Source organism: Collinsella aerofaciens (assembly GCF_040910185.1).
GTDB classification, from domain to species: Bacteria; Actinomycetota; Coriobacteriia; order Coriobacteriales; family Coriobacteriaceae; genus Collinsella; species Collinsella aerofaciens_BF.
In genome coordinates this window covers 39914-56449 of the sequence record NZ_JBDGBA010000014.1, presented here as the reverse complement: position 1 = coordinate 56449, position 16536 = coordinate 39914, and the positions used below count along the sequence as shown (strand labels likewise).

Sequence of the window (16536 nt, the reverse complement as noted above, 5' to 3'; positions counted from 1 at the left end):
GCGCCTCTGGCACTTCAACAACATTGTCGCAGCCCCGACCCGCGGTCACGAGCGGGGGCTCCTGTCGTTTCCGTGCCTTCGGATTGGGTCATAGTGTCTGACTCTGCCATTACATCGGTGTTGCCGTGGTTGTTGAGTAGTCATTGGGCGCTTGGCACTTGGGGACGTTCCTTTTGTGCCGGCACCTGGGGACACTCCTTATGTCAAGAGATTGGTGCAAGAGGGATAGATTGCCTTGCATCAATCTAATAAGTTGCGGTGAGATAGTTCTTGAATTGGCTTTTTGAGGGCTAAACAGGAACTATCTCACCGCAACTGCGTTGAGCGTTTTTTTGGCAGCTAGTTTACTTGCTCGCGAACAGCCAGATCAGGATGATCACCAGGATTGCGGCGACGATGCAGACGATGGCGCCGGTGAATTTGATGCGTGAGTCGCGGGTACGCTCGCGCACCGCGTCCTCGGTGGCCTCGAGCTGGGCAACTTCTCGCTCGGTCTCGGCGTGTTCGGCTTTGTCTCGGGCCAAGGATCCTGCAAGCGACTCAGTGATCTCTGGGTGGTCGTGTACTTCGGTCGCCTGCTCGATGATCGACTGCGCATGTGCGGTATCTGCTTGGGCGTTGGCGATGGTCTGCTCCTGGTCGCGGCGTGCCTTGTCCTCGGCGGCGATCTTCTCGCGCAGTTCGCGCTGGCGCGTCGTGGCGGCAGTTTTCGCTGTCTGCAGCTCGTCTCGCGCGGCATCGGCCTCAGTCGTCACGGCTTGGTGTGCGCGTTTGGCTTCGGCAATGGGGGCTTGAGCCTGTTCGACGGCCTGCTCGGCTGCGGCAAGCGAGTGCTCAAGGTCGGCGGTGATGCGCGGGACATCTTCTTCGGCTTTTCGCAGGGCATCTGCCGTGTCGGAGATCTGCATCGAGAGCTCGCTGGTGCGCACCGTATAGTTGGCGGGATTTGCCGAGGGATTGCGTTGCAGCTCGGCATACTCATGACGCAGCGTCTCGAGCTGGGCGCGCGTGGCGTCGACGGTTTGTTGTGCGGCGGCAATGCCGGCGTCTCGCTCGGCCTGCACCTTGTCGCGGATGCGCTTGGAATCCTCAAGACGGCGAACGAGGCGGTTGCCGGTCTCGCGCGAGCTCGCCTCGCGGGCCTCCACGGCATCGAGCGCGGCCTTCAGGCGGAGCTCAGTCGCGTCATCCTCTGTCTTCATTTGTTCGAACTGCCCCTTGAGCTCTGTCGCTTTGGCGGCGTGGGCATCACGGTCAATCTCGGCTGCCGCAGCGGTCTTTTGCGCTGTGGCGATCGCCTGGCGCTGGTCGGCGACGATCTGGTCGTAGCGGCCTGCGATATCCTGGCGCGTCTCGAGTTCCTCGGCCTGATCGGCAATGCGCTGCTCAAGTTCGGCCAGGTGGGCGCGGGCATCGGCAAGTGCCTTTTTCGCGGCGTTCATCTCGCGCATGGCCGAGGCGCCCTGGGCGATAAAGGTGCCCACGGCGTTCGCAGTGTTCGAGACAGCGGTCCCCAGATCGCGGCTCGCGGCGGGGGAGTGCGGGGCGGTCGGGCGAGCGGTGTCGGCAGCGTCCGCATCGGCAGCCTGCGGCGCGGCGATATTGCCGGTACCGCCCTCGACCACAGAAAAGCCTGCTGCGTGCGGATCGACCGCATCGGCGCCAATCGTGGGGTGCTCGAGCTGCAGAAACGAGGGCATGGTGCTGCCCTGGTCGGCAACCGGAGTCTCGCCGGGCACAAAGGTCGAGGCCGCCTCGGCGGCCTCCTCTTCCTCGGCATCGATATCGGCATCGGCGACGGCGTCTTTCATCGCTTTGACAGCATCCATCATGGAGTCCATGACGGCATCGAGCTCTTCTTCCGAAGACACCTCGATGGGGCCCGCTGCTTGCGGGGCGTCGTCCTGTACAGGGGCGTCGTCCTGAGCGGGCGCATCGTCGTTTTGCTCATCGGCGTTTTCTGTTTCGGGGGTTTCCGCCGTAGCGCTTTCGTTCAAGATGGGGTCGTCGATGTCGATACCATCGCAGGTCACAGCGTCAGTATCTGCGGTGACGTCTGCGGGATCATCAATATGCTGTTGAGTCTGGGGGTCCAGCTCGTCTGTCATAGGCATGTGCTCCTCATCGTTGTTTGTCACCCTATGATAAAGTCTCGCGCCGACATCCCGCGCGCCGCAGCAAAGTTTCAAAACGTGTTCGATGGCTCGATCTGATAGCAATAACTCGATCGCTTTATTCAGTTTGTACTTGACAATCCCTTCGCCGAACGACGTGGTGCCGTTCGCCCGCTGTGTCCTTTATTTTTCACTTGAACACGCTAAAGTTGCATTTCAGCTTTTGGCGCGTGAAGTTGGATGCGCGCAGTCGGCGGGCGTGCCCGTCGCGATTTGAAAGGACTTTGTATGGGACTTTTCACTGGTAAGACCGTGATCGTCACCGGCGGCGGCAAGGCCACGCTTAAGGACGGTTCCGCTGGCTCCATCGGCTACGGCATCGATATCGCATTTGCCAAGGAGGGCGCGAACCTCGTCATCACCGGCCGCAACGTCGCCAAGCTCGAGGCTGCCAAGGAATCCCTCGAGGCCGAGTACGGCGTCAAGGTTCTGCCTGTTCAGGCCGATGTTTCAGCCGGTCAGGACAACGAGGCCGTCGTCCAGAACGTCATCGACAAGGCCATTGAGGAGTTCGGCCGCATCGACGCCGTCGTCAACAATGCTCAGGCCAGCGCCTCGGGCGTGACCATCGCCGATCACACCATGGATCAGTTTAACCTGGCCATTTACTCCGGTCTGTATGCTACCTATCTGTACATGCAGAAGGCCTATCCGCACCTGAAGGAGACCAAGGGCTCCGTGGTCAACTTCGCCTCGGGCGCCGGCCTGTTTGGCAACTATGGCCAGTGCAGCTATGCTGCCGCCAAGGAGGGCATCCGCGGCCTGACCCGCGTTGCCGCCAACGAGTGGGGCAAGGACGGCATCAACGTCAATATCGTTTGCCCGCTTGCTTGGACCGCTGCGCTCGAGAACTTCCAGGATGCCTATCCCGAGGCGTTCAAGGCCAACGTCCACATGCCGCCGGCTGGTCACTACGGCGACGTCGAGAAGGAAATCGGCCGCGTGGTCGTTCAGCTCTGCGGCCCCGACTTTAAGTACATGAACGGCGAGACCGTCACCCTCGAGGGTGGCATGGGCCAGCGTCCTTAGGGGTTACGCGGTTTTACCAAACCGCGTAACCAGTTGACGCTGCAAACCCGCCAGAGCGGCAATCTGACGTTCAACTTCAAGGGCGCGACCAGAAGGTCAGCGCCCTTTCGTTTCACGTCACCTTGCTCGCTCTGGCGGGTTTTCGCTGTCGGTGCCATAACATCGGCGTTGCTGTGGCTGTCGGAAATGATCCGTTGGGGACGGAGGAAAACGGATCATTTTTATCCTGGTGCATTGGTGCATTGGTGCATTGGTGCATTGGTGCAAGGGGGCAGGTTTCCTTTGCACTAGTTTCTGTCGAGTCGGTGCTTCTTGCGGGTTGCCCGTATAATGGTTTGCGTATGAACCGCAACCAAGGAGTTCCAGTTTATGGACCAGAGCCTTTTTAAATTCGACCTGATCGCCGAGGATCCGACGACGCACGCGCGCGCCGGCGTGCTGCACACCCCGCACGGCGACATCGAGACGCCGATCTTTATGCCCGTGGGCACCAAGGCAAACGTCAAGGGCATCCCCACCGAGACCGTTAAGCAGCTCGGTGCGCAGATCGTGCTCGCCAACACCTACCACCTGTCCATGCGCCCCGGCGAGGACACCATCGCCAAGCTGGGCGGACTGCACAAATTTATGAACTGGCACGGCCCCATCCTCACCGATTCGGGCGGTTTCCAGGTCTTTAGCCATAACGACGCCGTTAAGCTCACCGACGAGGGCGTGCGCTTTATCGTCAACGACTACGACGGCCGCCACGTGTTCTGGACGCCCGAGGACAACATGGAAATCGCCATGAAGCTCGGCTCCGATATCTGCATGCAGCTGGACCAGTGCCCGGGCTATCCCGCCACGCGCGCCTACGTTGAGCGCGCGGTGGAGCTGTCGAGTATGTGGGCCGAGCGCTGCTATAAGGCCCACACCCGTGATGACCAGGCACTCTTTGGCATCGTCCAGGGCGGCATGCATCTGGACCTGCGCCTGCGATCGCTGCGCCACCTGGAGGAGTGCGGCGACTTCCCCGGCTACGGCATCGGCGGCTACTCGGTGGGCGAGGACCACGAGACCATGTTCGAGACGCTGGCGCCGCTGGTTTCCGAGTACATGCCTAAGCACAAGCCGCGCTACCTCATGGGCGTCGGCAACCCTACCACGCTCGTGCGCGGCGTGGGCGTGGGTATCGACATGTTCGACTGCGTGCTGCCGACGCGCACCGGCCGCATGGGTACGGCGTTCTCCAGCGAGGGTCGCCTTAACTTCCGTAACGCGCGCTTTGCGCACGACGACGGCCCTATCGACCCCACCTGCACCTGCCCGGTGTGCACGGGCGGCTACAGCCGTGCGCTCATCCGTCACATGGTCACGCAGAAGGAGATGCTCGGCGGTATTCTGCTGTCGATGCACAACATCTACTACCTGCTCAACCTTATGCAGCGTGCCCGCCAGGCCATTATCGAGGGTCGCTACGGCGCGTTTGTGAGCGACTGGATGAACAGCCCTGCGGCGGTGGATTACTAAGAGCGGCGCGGGCGCTTGTGGGGGCGTTCGCGCGGTGTCGAGATCGTGTGCCAATCGACCGCGCGCAACCGGCGCCGGGCATCGCATGCGCCGGCATCGGTTGCCCGACCGCTGACCGATAGCTTGCAAGCGCTTGATGCATCGTGGGTACCATACCGAATAGTTGATGTTCGGGCGGGTGTTTGGCGCATGGCGTCGACCCCGCCCGTTTTTCTTTTTCTCGATAGGAGCACCCATGATTAAGAACGAGAATGTCGAGGGCGAGCCTGCCTACGACGAGACGTACCGCCGCGGCCCCGTGGTCATGCGCGGCCCCATGATTCCTAAGGACAACACCTACGCCAACCTGCTGGCGCCCGAGGAGTCGACCGACTGGTTGCATGCCGATCCGTGGCGCGTACTGCGCATCCAGGCCGAGTTTGTCGATGGCTTTGGCGCACTTGCCGAGTTAGGGCCTGCGGTGACCATCTTCGGTAGTGCCCGTACGCCCAAGACCGATCAGCTCTACAAGGCGGCGCGCACGGTCGGCCGTAAGATTGCCCAGCGCGACGTGGCGGTTATCACCGGTGGCGGCCCCGGCATCATGGAGGCGGCCAACAGGGGAGCGGCGAGCGTCAACGGCAAGTCAGTTGGTTTGGGCATTGAACTGCCGCACGAGCAGGGGCTCAACAAATACGTGAACCTCGGTATGGACTTCCGCTACTTCTTTGTGCGCAAGACCATGTTCGTCAAATACAGCTCGGGCGCTATCGTGTTTCCCGGCGGGTTTGGCACGCTCGACGAGATGTTCGAGGTGCTCACGCTGGTGCAAACGCACAAGGTCAAGCGCATGCCGCTTGTGCTGGTAGGCAGCGAGTACTGGCAGGGCCTATTCGACTGGCTTAACGGTCCGGTGATGGACGCCGGTATGATTAGCCCGCTCGATCCCGAGCTCGTACACATCACCGACGACATCAATGAGGCCGTCGACATCGCCCTGAGCGGGCTGATGTAGAGTAGCTAAAATGGGACGGGGCTAAAAAGACTGGTCTGAAACGTTTGATATCAGTCTTTTTAGCCCCGTCCCAAATGAACTGCTTCTAAGTTGCGGTGGAATAGGGATTGATTTGCGGCTGATAAGCCAAAAATAGTCCCTATTCCACCGCAAGCGGTAAAGGTGCCCCTAGTGGATGGGCTGGTAGCGGGGGCAGTAGCTGATGGCGATGGCGTCGACGCCTACATGGGTGGCGATGGTGCAGCCGATGGGGCCGGTGCCGGCGTCTACATAGTCTTGGCCTGCGAGCGCTTGGCTGACGAGCTCCTGCTCCTCGGCGGCACCGGTCGTGAGCACGCGCACGCTGGAGCCCGGATGCTCGGCCAAAAATGCGAGGCAATCGGCCATGGTGTTGGCAACGATGCGCTTGGCGCCGCGGCCCTTCTTGATGGCCTTGATCTCGCCCGATTTCCACTCCGGCGAAACGGCCAGGCGAATGTTGAGCATCTGCGTCAGCTGGCCGGCGAGCTTGGGCGCGCGGCCGTTCTTGACCAGGTTCTCGAGTGTGCGCGGAATCAGCAGCAGATGGGCGTCGGGCAGCGTCGCGCGGATCTGAGCTTCGGTCTCGTCCAGGCTGCGGCCGTCCTCGCGCATGGCGAGCGCGTACTCCACCAGCAGGCCCTCGGCGCCCGAGCCGGTGCGCGAATCGATGCAGCGCGCGTCGAGCTCGTGGGTATCGGCCACCTGGCACGCGTTGGCGTAGCAGGCGGACCACTCGCTGCACAGCGAGATAAAGATGGCGCTGTCGTGGCCGTCGGCGCGCACGCGGTCAAAGAGTGCCTTGAACTCGCCGGCGCTCGGCTGCGAGGTGTGCGGCAGCTGCTCGGAGCCAGCCATGCGCGCGACGTACTCCTGGGCGGTAATCTGCACCTGGTCGAGCAGGTCCTCGCCCTCGATAATCACATGCAGCGGAATCACGTAAATGCCGAGCTCTTGAGCGCGGGCGGGGGAGATGTCCGACGTGGAGTCGGTTATGATGGCAAAAGACATAATTGCACCTTTCGTTGGGGCGCTTTCGCGCCGCCTTCTGAGAGCAAAGTGCGACAAGTATAGTGGAGTTGCTCTACATTGCTAGGTTCAATTGTTGAATAGTCAACAGTTTGAAGTGTCGGTGTGGAAATCATCAACTGGGGAAGAGGAGTGCCGATGGCGGCATTACAGCTATGCGAGCGGCCGGTCGTGCTGTTTGATTTCGATGGCACGGTGGCAGATACGGGTCGGGCGGTGATGACCTCGACGCGCAAGACGCTTGCCGCGCGCGGGTTTTCGGAGGCGCAGATGGGTGACCTGCGTCGCATGATCGGGCCTCCGCTGTGGAAGAGCTTCCATGACTTTTATGGCTTTTCCCGCGAGGAGTCGCTCGTGGTGGCCGACGAGTACCGTGCCTTTTTTGATGAGCTGGGACCGGAAGAGTATCCCGTGTTCGATGGAATCCCCGAGCTGCTCGATGGCCTTGTCGCGCAGGGGCATAGCTTGGCCGTGGCGACGTCACGCATGGAGGCAAAGTGCATTGACATGGTGGGCGAGCTGGGGCTTTCGCAGTTTGAGGCGGTGGTTGGCATGAATCCACCGCAGGGGCGCGAGACCAAGGCCGATTCGGTTCGCGACGCGTTGGCGGCCTTGGGTGCGGCCGCGGACGATGCCGTGATGATCGGCGATCGCTTTAACGATGTGGAGGGCGCGCACGCAATGGGCGTACCGTGCATTGGTATCTATTCGGGTGCGGCGGCGCCGGGCGAGCACGAGGCGGCGGGTGCCGATGCAGTGGTGCACTCGGTGGCCGAGCTTGCTAAACTTTTCGCTATATAAGAATTTGATGTGAGGGGCGGGCACGCTCGCCGCTCATTGGTAAGGAGGTCGTCCATGAATCAGGTGGAGCAGAGCGTTGCCGAGTATGTCGACGAGGTCTGGGAGGATGTCGTCGCCGATATCGAGCAGCTGGTGAGTTATCCGTCCGTAGCCGTTGCTGCCGATGCGGAGCCTAGCGCGCCGTTTGGCCGCCCGGTTCGTGATGCGCTCGATTGCGCGCTCGGCATTGCGCAAAAGCTCGGCTACCAGACGAGCGACGACGATGGGTATGTGGGCATTGCCGATATCCCGGGCCGCGGCGATAAGCAGCTTGCGACTATCTGCCATGTTGACGTGGTTCCCGCCGGTCCCGGTTGGAACACCGACCCGTTTGCGATGGAGCGTCGCGAGGGCTGGCTGCTCGGCCGCGGCGTGATCGACGACAAGGGTCCGGCCGTGCTGTCGCTCTACGCCGGCGCCTACCTGCTCAAGCACGGCATCGTTCCGCGCTACACCTTCCGCGCGCTGCTGGGCTGCGATGAGGAAGTGGGCATGTCCGACGTTCACCATTATCTGGAGAACTACGCGAATCCCGACTTTCTGTTTACGCCCGATGCCGAGTTCCCGGTCTGCAATGCCGAGAAGGGCCAGTTTGGGGCGACGTTTGTGAGCCCCAAGATCGACGGCGGGCGCATCGTGTCGTGGAGCGGCTCCGAGGCGAGCAATGCCATTCCGTCGCAGTCCATCTGCGAGCTTGCGATTGCCGCCGATGAGCTGCCGGCGCCCGTTGAGAACGCCGACCGCCTGGAGATCACGGCGCTTGATAACGGGCATGCGCAGATTTTCGCCCACGGTATTGGCGGCCACGCTTCGATGCCTGAGGGCACCATCAACGCCGTCGGCCTGATCGTGTCGTATCTGCGCGAGGCCGAGGACGCGTTTGGTGCACGCGACGAGCGCCTGCTGACGCCTGCCGAGCACGAGTTCGTCAAGTTCCTGGCCTTTGTGCACGCGGATGCCTATGGCCGCGGCCTAGGTATCGATGCGACGAGTCCGGCGTTTGGCCCGCTTACCTGCAACGCTGGCGTCATCCGCGTGGCGGATGGCCATATTGAGCAGGTCATCGACGTGCGCTTCCCCGATAGCACCAGTGCCGATACCATCCGCGAGCAGCTCGACCCGCTCGTGGGCCGTTTTGGCGTGACGTGTCAGCTGGGTCGCGCTAAGGTGCCGTTCTCAGTCTCTGCCGATGATCCGGCCGTGAAGGCGCTTATTGATACCTATAACGAGTTTACGGGCAAGCATGCTGAGCCCTTTGCCATGGGCGGCGGCACGTATGCGCGCAATTTTGCCCGCGCCGTGTCGTTTGGCCCCGAGGAGACCGGCCTTGAGCTGCCCGCGTGGGGCGGCCAAATGCACGGTCCCAACGAGTGCGCCAACGAGGAACAGCTCAAGCAGGCGCTCAAGATCTATATTGTTGCGATCCTCCGTTTGAATGAATTAGAGCTTTAAGGTCTCGCGGTTTCCCAATCTAAGTTGCGGTGGAATAGTTCCTAGAATGGGCCATTTGATGGCCAAGCAGGAACTATTTCACCGCAACTTTGTTTTTATTGGTGTAAAAGGCGGGTCATGCTTGGTGGCGGGTTTGTTATTCGTTTGTAAAGCCGAGCCGCGCTTGCGGTAAGGGTCTATCAGATGCCCGTAAGAAACCGCAGTTGGCGCGGGCGCTGCCCGATCGAGGTCGTATCTTTCCAAACAGCAAAGCGGGCGGGGTGCCCGCGAGTCGCATGTATGAAAGGAAGATCATGCTCGATCAGGCTTATTCTCGTCGTCAGTTCCTCGGCCTCGCTGGTGGTCTTGCCAGCATCGTCGGTCTCGGTCTCGTTGGTTGCGGCGGCTCCGGCGCATCCGACGCCGCCGACAAGGGTAGCGCCGCTGCTGCCGAGTCCGTCTCCGGCGAGGTGACCTACGACGGCGCCTCCTCGTTCCAGGCTCTCGTCGAGGCCGCTGCCGAGAAGTTCATGGATGCCAACCCGGACGTCTCCGTCTCCGGCTCGGGTAACGGTTCGGGCAAGGGCCTGACCGCTGTTGCCGCCGGCACCGTCACCATCGGCAACTCCGACGTCTTCGCCGAGACCAAGCTCGAGGCCGACCAGGTCAAGAACCTCGTCGACCACGAGGTTGCCGTCGTGGGCATGGGTCCCGTCGTCTCCAAGAACGTGACGGTCGACGACCTGTCCCTCGAGCAGCTCAAGGGCATCTTCTCTGGCCAGATCACCAACTGGAAGGAGGTCGGCGGCGACGACGCCACCATCGTCGTCCTCAACCGCAAGGCCGGCTCCGGCACCCGCGCCACCTTCGAGGCCGCCGTCTTTGGCGACGAGGCCGTCGACTTTAAGGGCGACGCCGAGCTCGACAAGTCCGGCGACGTCCAGACTCAGATGGGCAGCACCGATAACGCCATCTCCTACCTCGACTTCTCGCACTTCGATGACTCCAAGTTCAACGCCATCAAGGTCGAGGGCGTCGAGCCCAAGAGCAAGAATGTCACTGATGACTCCTTCAAGATCTGGGCTACCGAGCACATGTACTGCTCCAAGGACGCCGACGAGGCCACCAAGGCCTTCCTGGAGTTCATGCTTTCCGACGACGTCCAGGGCAAGCTCGTCGAGGAGCAGGGCTTCATCCCCGTCTCTGCCATGAAGGTCGTCAAGGACGCCAGCGGCAAGGTCTCTGCTAAATAAGTAATCGCCCCGGAAAGGTTTGCAATGGCAAAACAGCTGCCAAAGCGCGACCTTGAGAACGTGGGCCTGGGCGTCACGGGCGCGTGCGTAGCGCTCGTGACGCTTGTCGTTGCCGCGCTCATCTTTATGGTCGCCCAAAAGGGCCTCTCGGCTTTTGTCAAGGACGGCGTCTCGGTCGTCGAGTTTTTCACCGGCACCAAGTGGGACCTGGCCAACACAGCCGAAAACGGCCTGCCCTATACCGGCGCCCTGCCCCTGATCGTCACCTCGTTTGCGGTCATGGTGCTCTCCACGCTTATCGCGCTGCCCATCGCCATCGGCTCTGCCATCTTTGCGGTCGAGATTAGCCCTAAGTTTGGCTCTAAGATCTTTCAGCCGCTCATTGAGCTTTTGACCGGCATCCCCTCGGTCGTCTTTGGCCTGATCGGTTTTCACGTGGTCGTCGGTCTTATGAAGAGCGTTTTCCATGTGAGCACGGGCCTGGGCATCTTGCCCGGCGCCATCGTGCTGGCGGTCATGATTCTGCCGACGATGACCACGCTTTCGGTCGATGGCCTGCGCGCCGTGCCCGACGGCTACCGCCAGGGCTCGCTCGCGCTGGGCTACACCCGCTGGCAGACCATCTGGCACGTGGTGCTCAAGTCCGCCATGCCGTCGCTCATGACCGCGGTTATCTTGGGCATGACCCGCGCCTTTGGCGAGACGCTCGCCGTGCGCATGGTCATCGGCGGCATCGAGGCCATGCCGACGTCGCTGCTGTCGCCGGCTTCGACCATCACCACCACGCTCACCACGTCCATGGCAGTCTATGCCGAGGGCTCGGCCCAGGACGATGTTCTGTGGGCACTCGGCCTGCTGCTGATGGGCATGAGCCTCATCTTCATCCTGATCATCCATCTCATTGGCCGCAAGGGGGCGAAGGCTCGTGGCTAGCACGCGCATCCACATCGACGAGGCGAGGCTCGGGCGTGTCCAAAAACAGGATCGCATCGCCACGGGCGTGCTGACGGCGATCGTCGCCATCGTCATGCTCATCGTCATCTCCATGGTGGCCTATATCCTGTTCGAGGGCATCTCGACGCTGTTCCAGCCGGGCTTTCTCACAGAGCCGTCGCGCGCCAACGGAACGCAGGGCGGCGTGCTCTACCAGCTGTTCGACTCGTTCTACCTGCTGCTGATCACTCTGATCATCTCGGTGCCCATCAGCCTAGGCGGAGCGGTCTTCCTGGTTGAGTACGCGCCGAATGGGCCCATCCGCGACATCGCCTCCACCGCCATCGAGACGCTGTCCTCGCTGCCCTCCATCGTTGTCGGCATGTTCGGTTTCCTGGTGTTCTCGGTGCAGCTGGGCTGGAAGTACTCCATCATCTCCGGCGCCGTCGCTCTCACCATGTTCAATATCCCCATCCTGGTGTGCGTGATTCAGCAGGCGCTCGAGGACGTGCCACAGGCCCAGCGCGATGCATGCCTGGCCATGGGCCTTACCCGCTGGGAGGCCACGCTGCACATCCTGATTCCCGAGGCCATGCCCGCCATCGTGACCGGCATCGTGCTTTCGGCCGGCCGCGTCTTTGGCGAGGCCGCGGCGCTGCTCTTTACCTCGGGTATGAGCTCGCCGGTTCGCCTGAACTTCTTGAGCTTTAACCTGTCGAGCCCCACCTGCGCCTGGAACGTGTTCCGCCCCGGTGAGTCGCTCGCCGTGCACATCTACAAGATCTATGGCGAGGGCAGCCCCGAGGCCCAGCAGATCGTCTGGGGCACCGCCGCACTGCTGATGATCTGCGTGCTGCTGTTTAACGTAATCGCCCGCATCGTGGGCAAGCAACTGGCAAGGAAGATGACGGCCGAATGAGCGAGATGAATGCAACGCCCGCAACCGAGGCGGCCACGTCCGAGACCCAGGACTTTCTGTCGAGTGTGGGGGAGAGCGAGAAGCGCGTTCGCGTGAGCGGCAGGGCCGTGAGCGACGAGGTCGTGCTCTCCACCAAGGACGTCAACGTGTACTATGGCGACCACCATGCGCTACACGACACGTCGCTCGACTTTCACAAGGGTGAGATCACGGCGCTCATTGGGCCTTCGGGCTGCGGTAAGTCGACCTTCTTGCGCAGTCTCAACCTTATGAATCGCGAGATTCGCGGCTGCCGCGTGGAGGGCGAGATTAACTACCGCGGACGCAATGTGAACACCAGGACCGAGAACACCTACGAGCTGCGCCGCTCCATTGGCATGGTGTTCCAGCAGCCCAACCCGTTCCGCAAGTCCATTCGCGACAACATTACATTTGCGCCTAGGCGTCACGGCATCACCGACCGCGACGAGCTTGATCGTATGGTCGAGGAGAGTCTGCGCGGCGCGGCACTGTGGGACGAGGTCAAGGACAAGCTCGACAAGAGTGCCTACGCGCTTTCGGGCGGCCAGCAGCAGCGTCTGTGCATCGCGCGCACGCTGGCGCTCAATCCCGACGTGATCCTGTTTGACGAGCCCTGCTCGGCGCTCGACCCCATCTCGACGCTGGCGATCGAGGACCTGATGTCGTCGATCGTTGCCGACCGCGCCATCGTCATCGTGACGCACAACATGGAACAGGCGTCGCGTGTGTCCAACCGCACGGCGTTCTTCTACATGGGCGATATGGTCGAGTACGACGAGACTGACGAGATTTTCCAACGGCCCAAGGATCAGCGGCTGAACGATTACCTCACCGGCATGTTCTCCTAGTCCGGGACATGCTTGAGGCCCGCGGTGGCCACGGTCGCCACGGGACTGATTGGAGAGGCGGGTCATCTCTTGCGGGAGATGGCCCGCCTTTTTGCTCTGCGACCGAAACGACCGCCACAAAGGGGACAGGCGCCTTCGTGGTGGTTTGGGGTGGGGCTCGCTGCTATCATGGACAACGTTGAATTTCTACGAAGGAGCAGGGCATATGGCGATTCTTTTGGGATGCGATTCCGTCAGCCTAGAGTTTCCCACCAAGCATATTTTCGATAGCGTGACGCTCGGCGTGGGCGAGGGCGACCGTATTGGTATTGTCGGTAAAAACGGCGACGGTAAGTCGACGCTGCTGAGCGTGCTCGCCGGCACGTTGGAGCCCGACGACGGCCGCGTGACGCACCGCCGCGACACGACGATTGGATTGCTCGGCCAAAAGGACCAGCTTGTCGACACCGATACCGTGCATCATGCCGTTGTGGGCGACACGCCCGAGTACGAGTGGGCGTCGAGCCCCCGCACGCGCCAGATCCTCGCCGGCCTCATCAGCGATGTGCCCTGGGAGGGCACGGTGGGCGAGCTTTCGGGCGGCCAGCGCCGTCGCGTGGACCTCGCGCGCCTGCTGATCGGCGACTATGACGTGCTCATGCTCGACGAGCCCACCAACCACCTGGATATGCGCACCATCAACTGGCTCGCGCGTCACTTAAAGGCCCGCTGGCAGCGCGGTCAGGGCGCCATGCTCGTGGTCACGCACGACCGCTGGTTCCTGGACGAGGTCTGCACCAGCATGTGGGAGGTCCACGACGGCCAGGTCGATCCCTTCGAGGGTGGCTACTCCGCATATATCCTTCAGCGCGTAGAGCGCGACCGCATGGCCGCGGTTACCGAGGAGCGTCGTCGCAACATGGCGCGCAAGGAGCTCGCGTGGCTGAGCCGCGGTGCCCAAGCGCGCTCCACCAAGCCCAAGTTTCGTGTGGATGCCGCTCGCGAGCTCATCGCCGACGTACCGCCCGTACGCGACGAGCTGGAGCTCAAGCGCCTGGCGGTGAGCCGCCTGGGCAAGCAGGTTATCGATGTGGTCGACGTGGACGCCGGCTATGCGGATACCGATGGCGCGCCCAAGCAGGTACTTTCCGACGTGACCTGGCTCATCGGAGCGGGCGACCGCTATGGACTTTTGGGCGAGAACGGCGCCGGTAAGTCGACGCTGCTCGACGTGATCCAGGGTAAAATTGCGCCCACGCGCGGCCGCGTGAAGATTGGCCAGACAGTGCGCTTTGGCGTGCTGTCGCAGCAGCTCGAGGAGCTCGAGCCCTTCATGGGCGACACGATTCGCGAGGTGCTCAGCAACTATAAGAAGTATTACGTCATCGATGGCAAGGAGACCTCGCCCGAGAAGCTCTGCGAGCGCCTGGGCTTTACGACGCAGCAGCTCTGGAGCCGCATCGGCGATCTTTCGGGTGGCCAGCGCCGTCGTCTGTCGCTGCTGCTGACGATCCTGGACGAGCCCAACGTGCTCATCCTGGACGAGCCGGGCAACGACCTGGATACCGACATGCTCGCGATTGTCGAGGATCTGCTGGACGGCTGGCCCGGCACGCTGATCCTGGTGACGCACGACCGCTTCTTGATGGAGCGCGTGACCGACCAGCAGTGGGCGCTGCTCGACGGCCACCTGACGCATATGCCCGGCGGCGTGGACCAGTACCTGCGCCTGTGCAACGCTACCGCCGAGGGCGAGCCCGTGGGCGCGCCGAGCGCCAAGACCGGCACGTTTGACACCGGTGCCGCGGCGGCTGCGGCCGAAAAGCCTAAGGCAAGCGGTCAGCCCAATGGCCTTTCCAACGCCGAGCGCCAGAAGCTTCGCCGTGAGGTGAGCTCGCTCGAGCGCAAGATGGAGACGCAGCGCGCCCGCGTTGAGGAGGCCGAGGCAGCAATGGCCCAGGTCGATCCCACCAACTATACGGTGCTCGGCGAGCAGCAGGCAAAGATCGACGAGGCTCACGCTGCCATGGACGAGCTGGAGATGGCGTGGCTCGAGGCGAGCGAAAAGCTCGAGGGCGAGGAGTAGGCGAGAATGATCAAAGCCGCGTTTTTCGATATCGACGGCACGCTGCTGAGTTTTAAGACCCACCGGATTCCGGCGTCGGCGCAGCAGGTGCTCGACAGCTTTCGCGAGCAGGGGATTGCGTGCGTGATCGCCACGGGCCGTCCGACCTACCAGATGCCGGACTGGCTGTTCGACCTGGGCTGGGATGCGTACATTACGCTTTCGGGCCAGCACTGCTTTGATGCCGAGGGGGTTTACCGCAGCTGCCCGATCGATCCGGACGACGTCGCGGTGATTGTGGACCAGGTGGCGCAGGGGCGCTACGACTCGCTGTGCATGCAGGGCGAGAACTCGTTTGTGAACCGTCTGTCCGAGCGCGTGGTGACGGCTGGCAGCAACGCGGGAATCGTCTACCACGAGGAGCCGTTTGAGCATGCCTTTGACGCGCCGGTCTATCAGTTCTGCGCCTTCGTGGACCCTGCCGACGAACATATCGTGACCGACGCTGTGTCGCATTCGCTCACCACGCGCTGGTGCGACCTGTTCTGCGACATTATTCCCGCTAACGGCGGCAAGGACCTGGGCGTGGCGGCGACGCTCGAGCGGCTTGGTATCGACGCGAGCGAGGCGATTGCCTTTGGCGACGGCGAGAACGACCTGTCGATGTTCTCGGCCGTGGGCACAAGTGTGGCCATGGGCAACGCACAGGACACGGTGAAAGCTGCGGCGACCTACGTAGCGACCGCCGTGGACGACGACGGAATTTACAACGCCGCGAAGCACTTTGGACTGTTATAACTGCGGCTCGGCACTTAGGGATGCTCCTTTTCTGCCGGCAGCTGGGGGACACTCCTTGCGGGGCGTCCCCATTTTGTTTTCGTCCCGCACGTTTTGTGAAACACGGCTAACTTTTAGACAAAGTAGTAAGACATGGGCAACTTTTGCGGTAAAGTTAGCCGTGGAAAGTATCCAGAGGCTAACTAGCAATCATCGCGAAAGGCGGCCCATGGCCCTACGTGAATCCGGAGAAGACTATCTCGAATCGATCTACGTTCTGTCGGAACGTCAGGGCATCGTGCGCTCGATCGACGTTGCGGAGCACCTCGGCGTAACCAAGGCGAGCGTTTCCAAGGCCATGGCGACGCTGGAAAGCAACGGCTATGTCGAAATGGGCAAGCGCGACGTTCATCTGACGGAGCGTGGTCTGGAGGTCGCTCGCCAAATGTGGGAGCGTCACTGCTTTTTCGTGGGGCTGCTGGAGGATGCGGGTGTTTCGGTTGAGGTCGCGTCGCAAGAGGGCTGTCACATGGAGCACTGCCTAAGCGAGGAAAGCTTCGAGAAGCTGAGGGCGATGCTGGGACGGGACAGCGACCGGGACCAGTAGCCCCGCCAACTAAGTCCAACTCAGACAAGGAACCCCGCCAGCAAGCGATGCCCAAGAACCGCCAGCAACGTTACCGCAGGCCGGGGCCGGGCTTGGTTTTGAAAACATTC

14 protein-coding genes are annotated in these 16536 nt (G+C 62.0%); 12 read left to right on the top strand and 2 right to left on the bottom strand.

Features of this window, described 5'->3' with window-relative positions:
• Positions 1 to 344: 344 nt before the first annotated feature.
• Positions 345 to 2108, bottom strand: coding sequence for a coiled-coil domain-containing protein (locus AB5Z54_RS06820; RefSeq protein ID WP_368160948.1), 1764 nt, complete (start codon positions 2106 to 2108; stop codon positions 345 to 347).
• A gap of 294 nt (positions 2109 to 2402) precedes the next feature.
• Here AB5Z54_RS06820 and AB5Z54_RS06815 point away from each other — a divergent pair, with 294 nt between their 5' ends.
• The 3 genes from AB5Z54_RS06815 (at position 2403) to AB5Z54_RS06805 (ending at position 5706) form a co-directional block, all read left to right on the top strand.
• Positions 2403 to 3203, top strand: a complete 801-nt coding sequence (locus AB5Z54_RS06815) for an SDR family NAD(P)-dependent oxidoreductase (protein ID WP_006235414.1) — start codon at positions 2403 to 2405, stop codon at positions 3201 to 3203.
• A gap of 369 nt (positions 3204 to 3572) precedes the next feature.
• Positions 3573 to 4712 (top strand): tRNA guanosine(34) transglycosylase Tgt, encoded by a 1140-nt coding sequence (gene tgt, locus AB5Z54_RS06810; protein ID WP_260700054.1) that lies wholly within the window; start codon positions 3573 to 3575, stop codon positions 4710 to 4712.
• Positions 4713 to 4947: 235 nt separating this feature from the next.
• The gene (locus AB5Z54_RS06805; RefSeq protein ID WP_368160946.1) at positions 4948 to 5706 is read left to right on the top strand and encodes a TIGR00730 family Rossman fold protein; all 759 of its coding nucleotides are present in this window, start codon (positions 4948 to 4950) and stop codon (positions 5704 to 5706) included.
• A gap of 168 nt (positions 5707 to 5874) precedes the next feature.
• Here AB5Z54_RS06805 and AB5Z54_RS06800 read toward each other — a convergent pair whose 3' ends face one another.
• The gene (locus AB5Z54_RS06800) at positions 5875 to 6735 is read right to left on the bottom strand and encodes a DegV family protein (protein ID WP_368160944.1); all 861 of its coding nucleotides are present in this window, start codon (positions 6733 to 6735) and stop codon (positions 5875 to 5877) included.
• A gap of 156 nt (positions 6736 to 6891) precedes the next feature.
• Between AB5Z54_RS06800 and AB5Z54_RS06795 the strand changes: the two genes are divergently transcribed.
• The 9 genes from AB5Z54_RS06795 (at position 6892) to AB5Z54_RS06755 (ending at position 16426) form a co-directional block, all read left to right on the top strand.
• Positions 6892 to 7554, top strand: coding sequence for an HAD hydrolase-like protein (locus AB5Z54_RS06795; RefSeq protein ID WP_368160942.1), 663 nt, complete (start codon positions 6892 to 6894; stop codon positions 7552 to 7554).
• Positions 7555 to 7608: 54 nt separating this feature from the next.
• Positions 7609 to 9045 (top strand): M20 family metallopeptidase, encoded by a 1437-nt coding sequence (locus AB5Z54_RS06790; RefSeq protein WP_368160941.1) that lies wholly within the window; start codon positions 7609 to 7611, stop codon positions 9043 to 9045.
• Between the two features lie 293 nt (positions 9046 to 9338).
• Positions 9339 to 10277: a phosphate ABC transporter substrate-binding protein gene (locus tag AB5Z54_RS06785; protein ID WP_260700045.1), complete on the top strand. Its 939-nt coding sequence runs from the start codon at positions 9339 to 9341 to the stop codon at positions 10275 to 10277.
• A 24-nt stretch (positions 10278 to 10301) separates the two neighbouring features.
• Positions 10302 to 11210, top strand: coding sequence for a phosphate ABC transporter permease subunit PstC (gene pstC / locus AB5Z54_RS06780; RefSeq protein WP_006235426.1), 909 nt, complete (start codon positions 10302 to 10304; stop codon positions 11208 to 11210).
• Positions 11203 to 12129 (top strand): phosphate ABC transporter permease PstA, encoded by a 927-nt coding sequence (gene pstA, locus AB5Z54_RS06775; RefSeq protein ID WP_368160938.1) that lies wholly within the window; start codon positions 11203 to 11205, stop codon positions 12127 to 12129. Before pstC ends, pstA begins: the two co-directional genes overlap by 8 nt.
• Positions 12126 to 12998 carry a phosphate ABC transporter ATP-binding protein PstB gene (gene pstB / locus AB5Z54_RS06770; protein ID WP_368160936.1) on the top strand — a complete coding sequence of 291 codons (873 nt, stop codon included), beginning with the start codon at positions 12126 to 12128 and terminating at the stop codon, positions 12996 to 12998. The genes pstA and pstB overlap by 4 nt, the downstream gene beginning before the upstream one ends.
• A gap of 205 nt (positions 12999 to 13203) precedes the next feature.
• On the top strand, positions 13204 to 15063 hold the full coding sequence (locus AB5Z54_RS06765) for an ABC-F family ATP-binding cassette domain-containing protein (RefSeq protein WP_368160934.1): 1860 nt from the start codon (positions 13204 to 13206) through the stop codon (positions 15061 to 15063).
• 6 nt (positions 15064 to 15069) lie between these two features.
• A complete protein-coding gene (locus AB5Z54_RS06760) occupies positions 15070 to 15840 on the top strand; it encodes a Cof-type HAD-IIB family hydrolase (RefSeq protein WP_368160932.1) in 771 nt (256 codons plus the stop codon).
• Between the two features lie 208 nt (positions 15841 to 16048).
• On the top strand, positions 16049 to 16426 hold the full coding sequence (locus AB5Z54_RS06755) for a metal-dependent transcriptional regulator (RefSeq protein ID WP_349130136.1): 378 nt from the start codon (positions 16049 to 16051) through the stop codon (positions 16424 to 16426).
• Positions 16427 to 16536: the final 110 nt, after the last annotated feature.

What these genes read in the sequence shown, in the direction of transcription:
- tgt (WP_260700054.1), top strand. Translation starts at nt 3,573, where the DNA reads ATGGACCAGAGCCTTTTTAAATTCGACCTGATCGCCGAGGATCCGACG.
- AB5Z54_RS06800 (WP_368160944.1), bottom strand. Translation starts at nt 6,735, where the DNA reads ATGTCTTTTGCCATCATAACCGACTCCACGTCGGACATCTCCCCCGCC.
- AB5Z54_RS06815 (WP_006235414.1), top strand. Translation starts at nt 2,403, where the DNA reads ATGGGACTTTTCACTGGTAAGACCGTGATCGTCACCGGCGGCGGCAAG.
- AB5Z54_RS06790 (WP_368160941.1), top strand. Translation starts at nt 7,609, where the DNA reads ATGAATCAGGTGGAGCAGAGCGTTGCCGAGTATGTCGACGAGGTCTGG.
- AB5Z54_RS06755 (WP_349130136.1), top strand. Translation starts at nt 16,049, where the DNA reads ATGGCCCTACGTGAATCCGGAGAAGACTATCTCGAATCGATCTACGTT.
- AB5Z54_RS06795 (WP_368160942.1), top strand. Translation starts at nt 6,892, where the DNA reads ATGGCGGCATTACAGCTATGCGAGCGGCCGGTCGTGCTGTTTGATTTC.
- pstC (WP_006235426.1), top strand. Translation starts at nt 10,302, where the DNA reads ATGGCAAAACAGCTGCCAAAGCGCGACCTTGAGAACGTGGGCCTGGGC.
- pstB (WP_368160936.1), top strand. Translation starts at nt 12,126, where the DNA reads ATGAGCGAGATGAATGCAACGCCCGCAACCGAGGCGGCCACGTCCGAG.
- AB5Z54_RS06760 (WP_368160932.1), top strand. Translation starts at nt 15,070, where the DNA reads ATGATCAAAGCCGCGTTTTTCGATATCGACGGCACGCTGCTGAGTTTT.
- AB5Z54_RS06785 (WP_260700045.1), top strand. Translation starts at nt 9,339, where the DNA reads ATGCTCGATCAGGCTTATTCTCGTCGTCAGTTCCTCGGCCTCGCTGGT.
- AB5Z54_RS06805 (WP_368160946.1), top strand. Translation starts at nt 4,948, where the DNA reads ATGATTAAGAACGAGAATGTCGAGGGCGAGCCTGCCTACGACGAGACG.
- AB5Z54_RS06820 (WP_368160948.1), bottom strand. Translation starts at nt 2,108, where the DNA reads ATGACAGACGAGCTGGACCCCCAGACTCAACAGCATATTGATGATCCC.
- AB5Z54_RS06765 (WP_368160934.1), top strand. Translation starts at nt 13,204, where the DNA reads ATGGCGATTCTTTTGGGATGCGATTCCGTCAGCCTAGAGTTTCCCACC.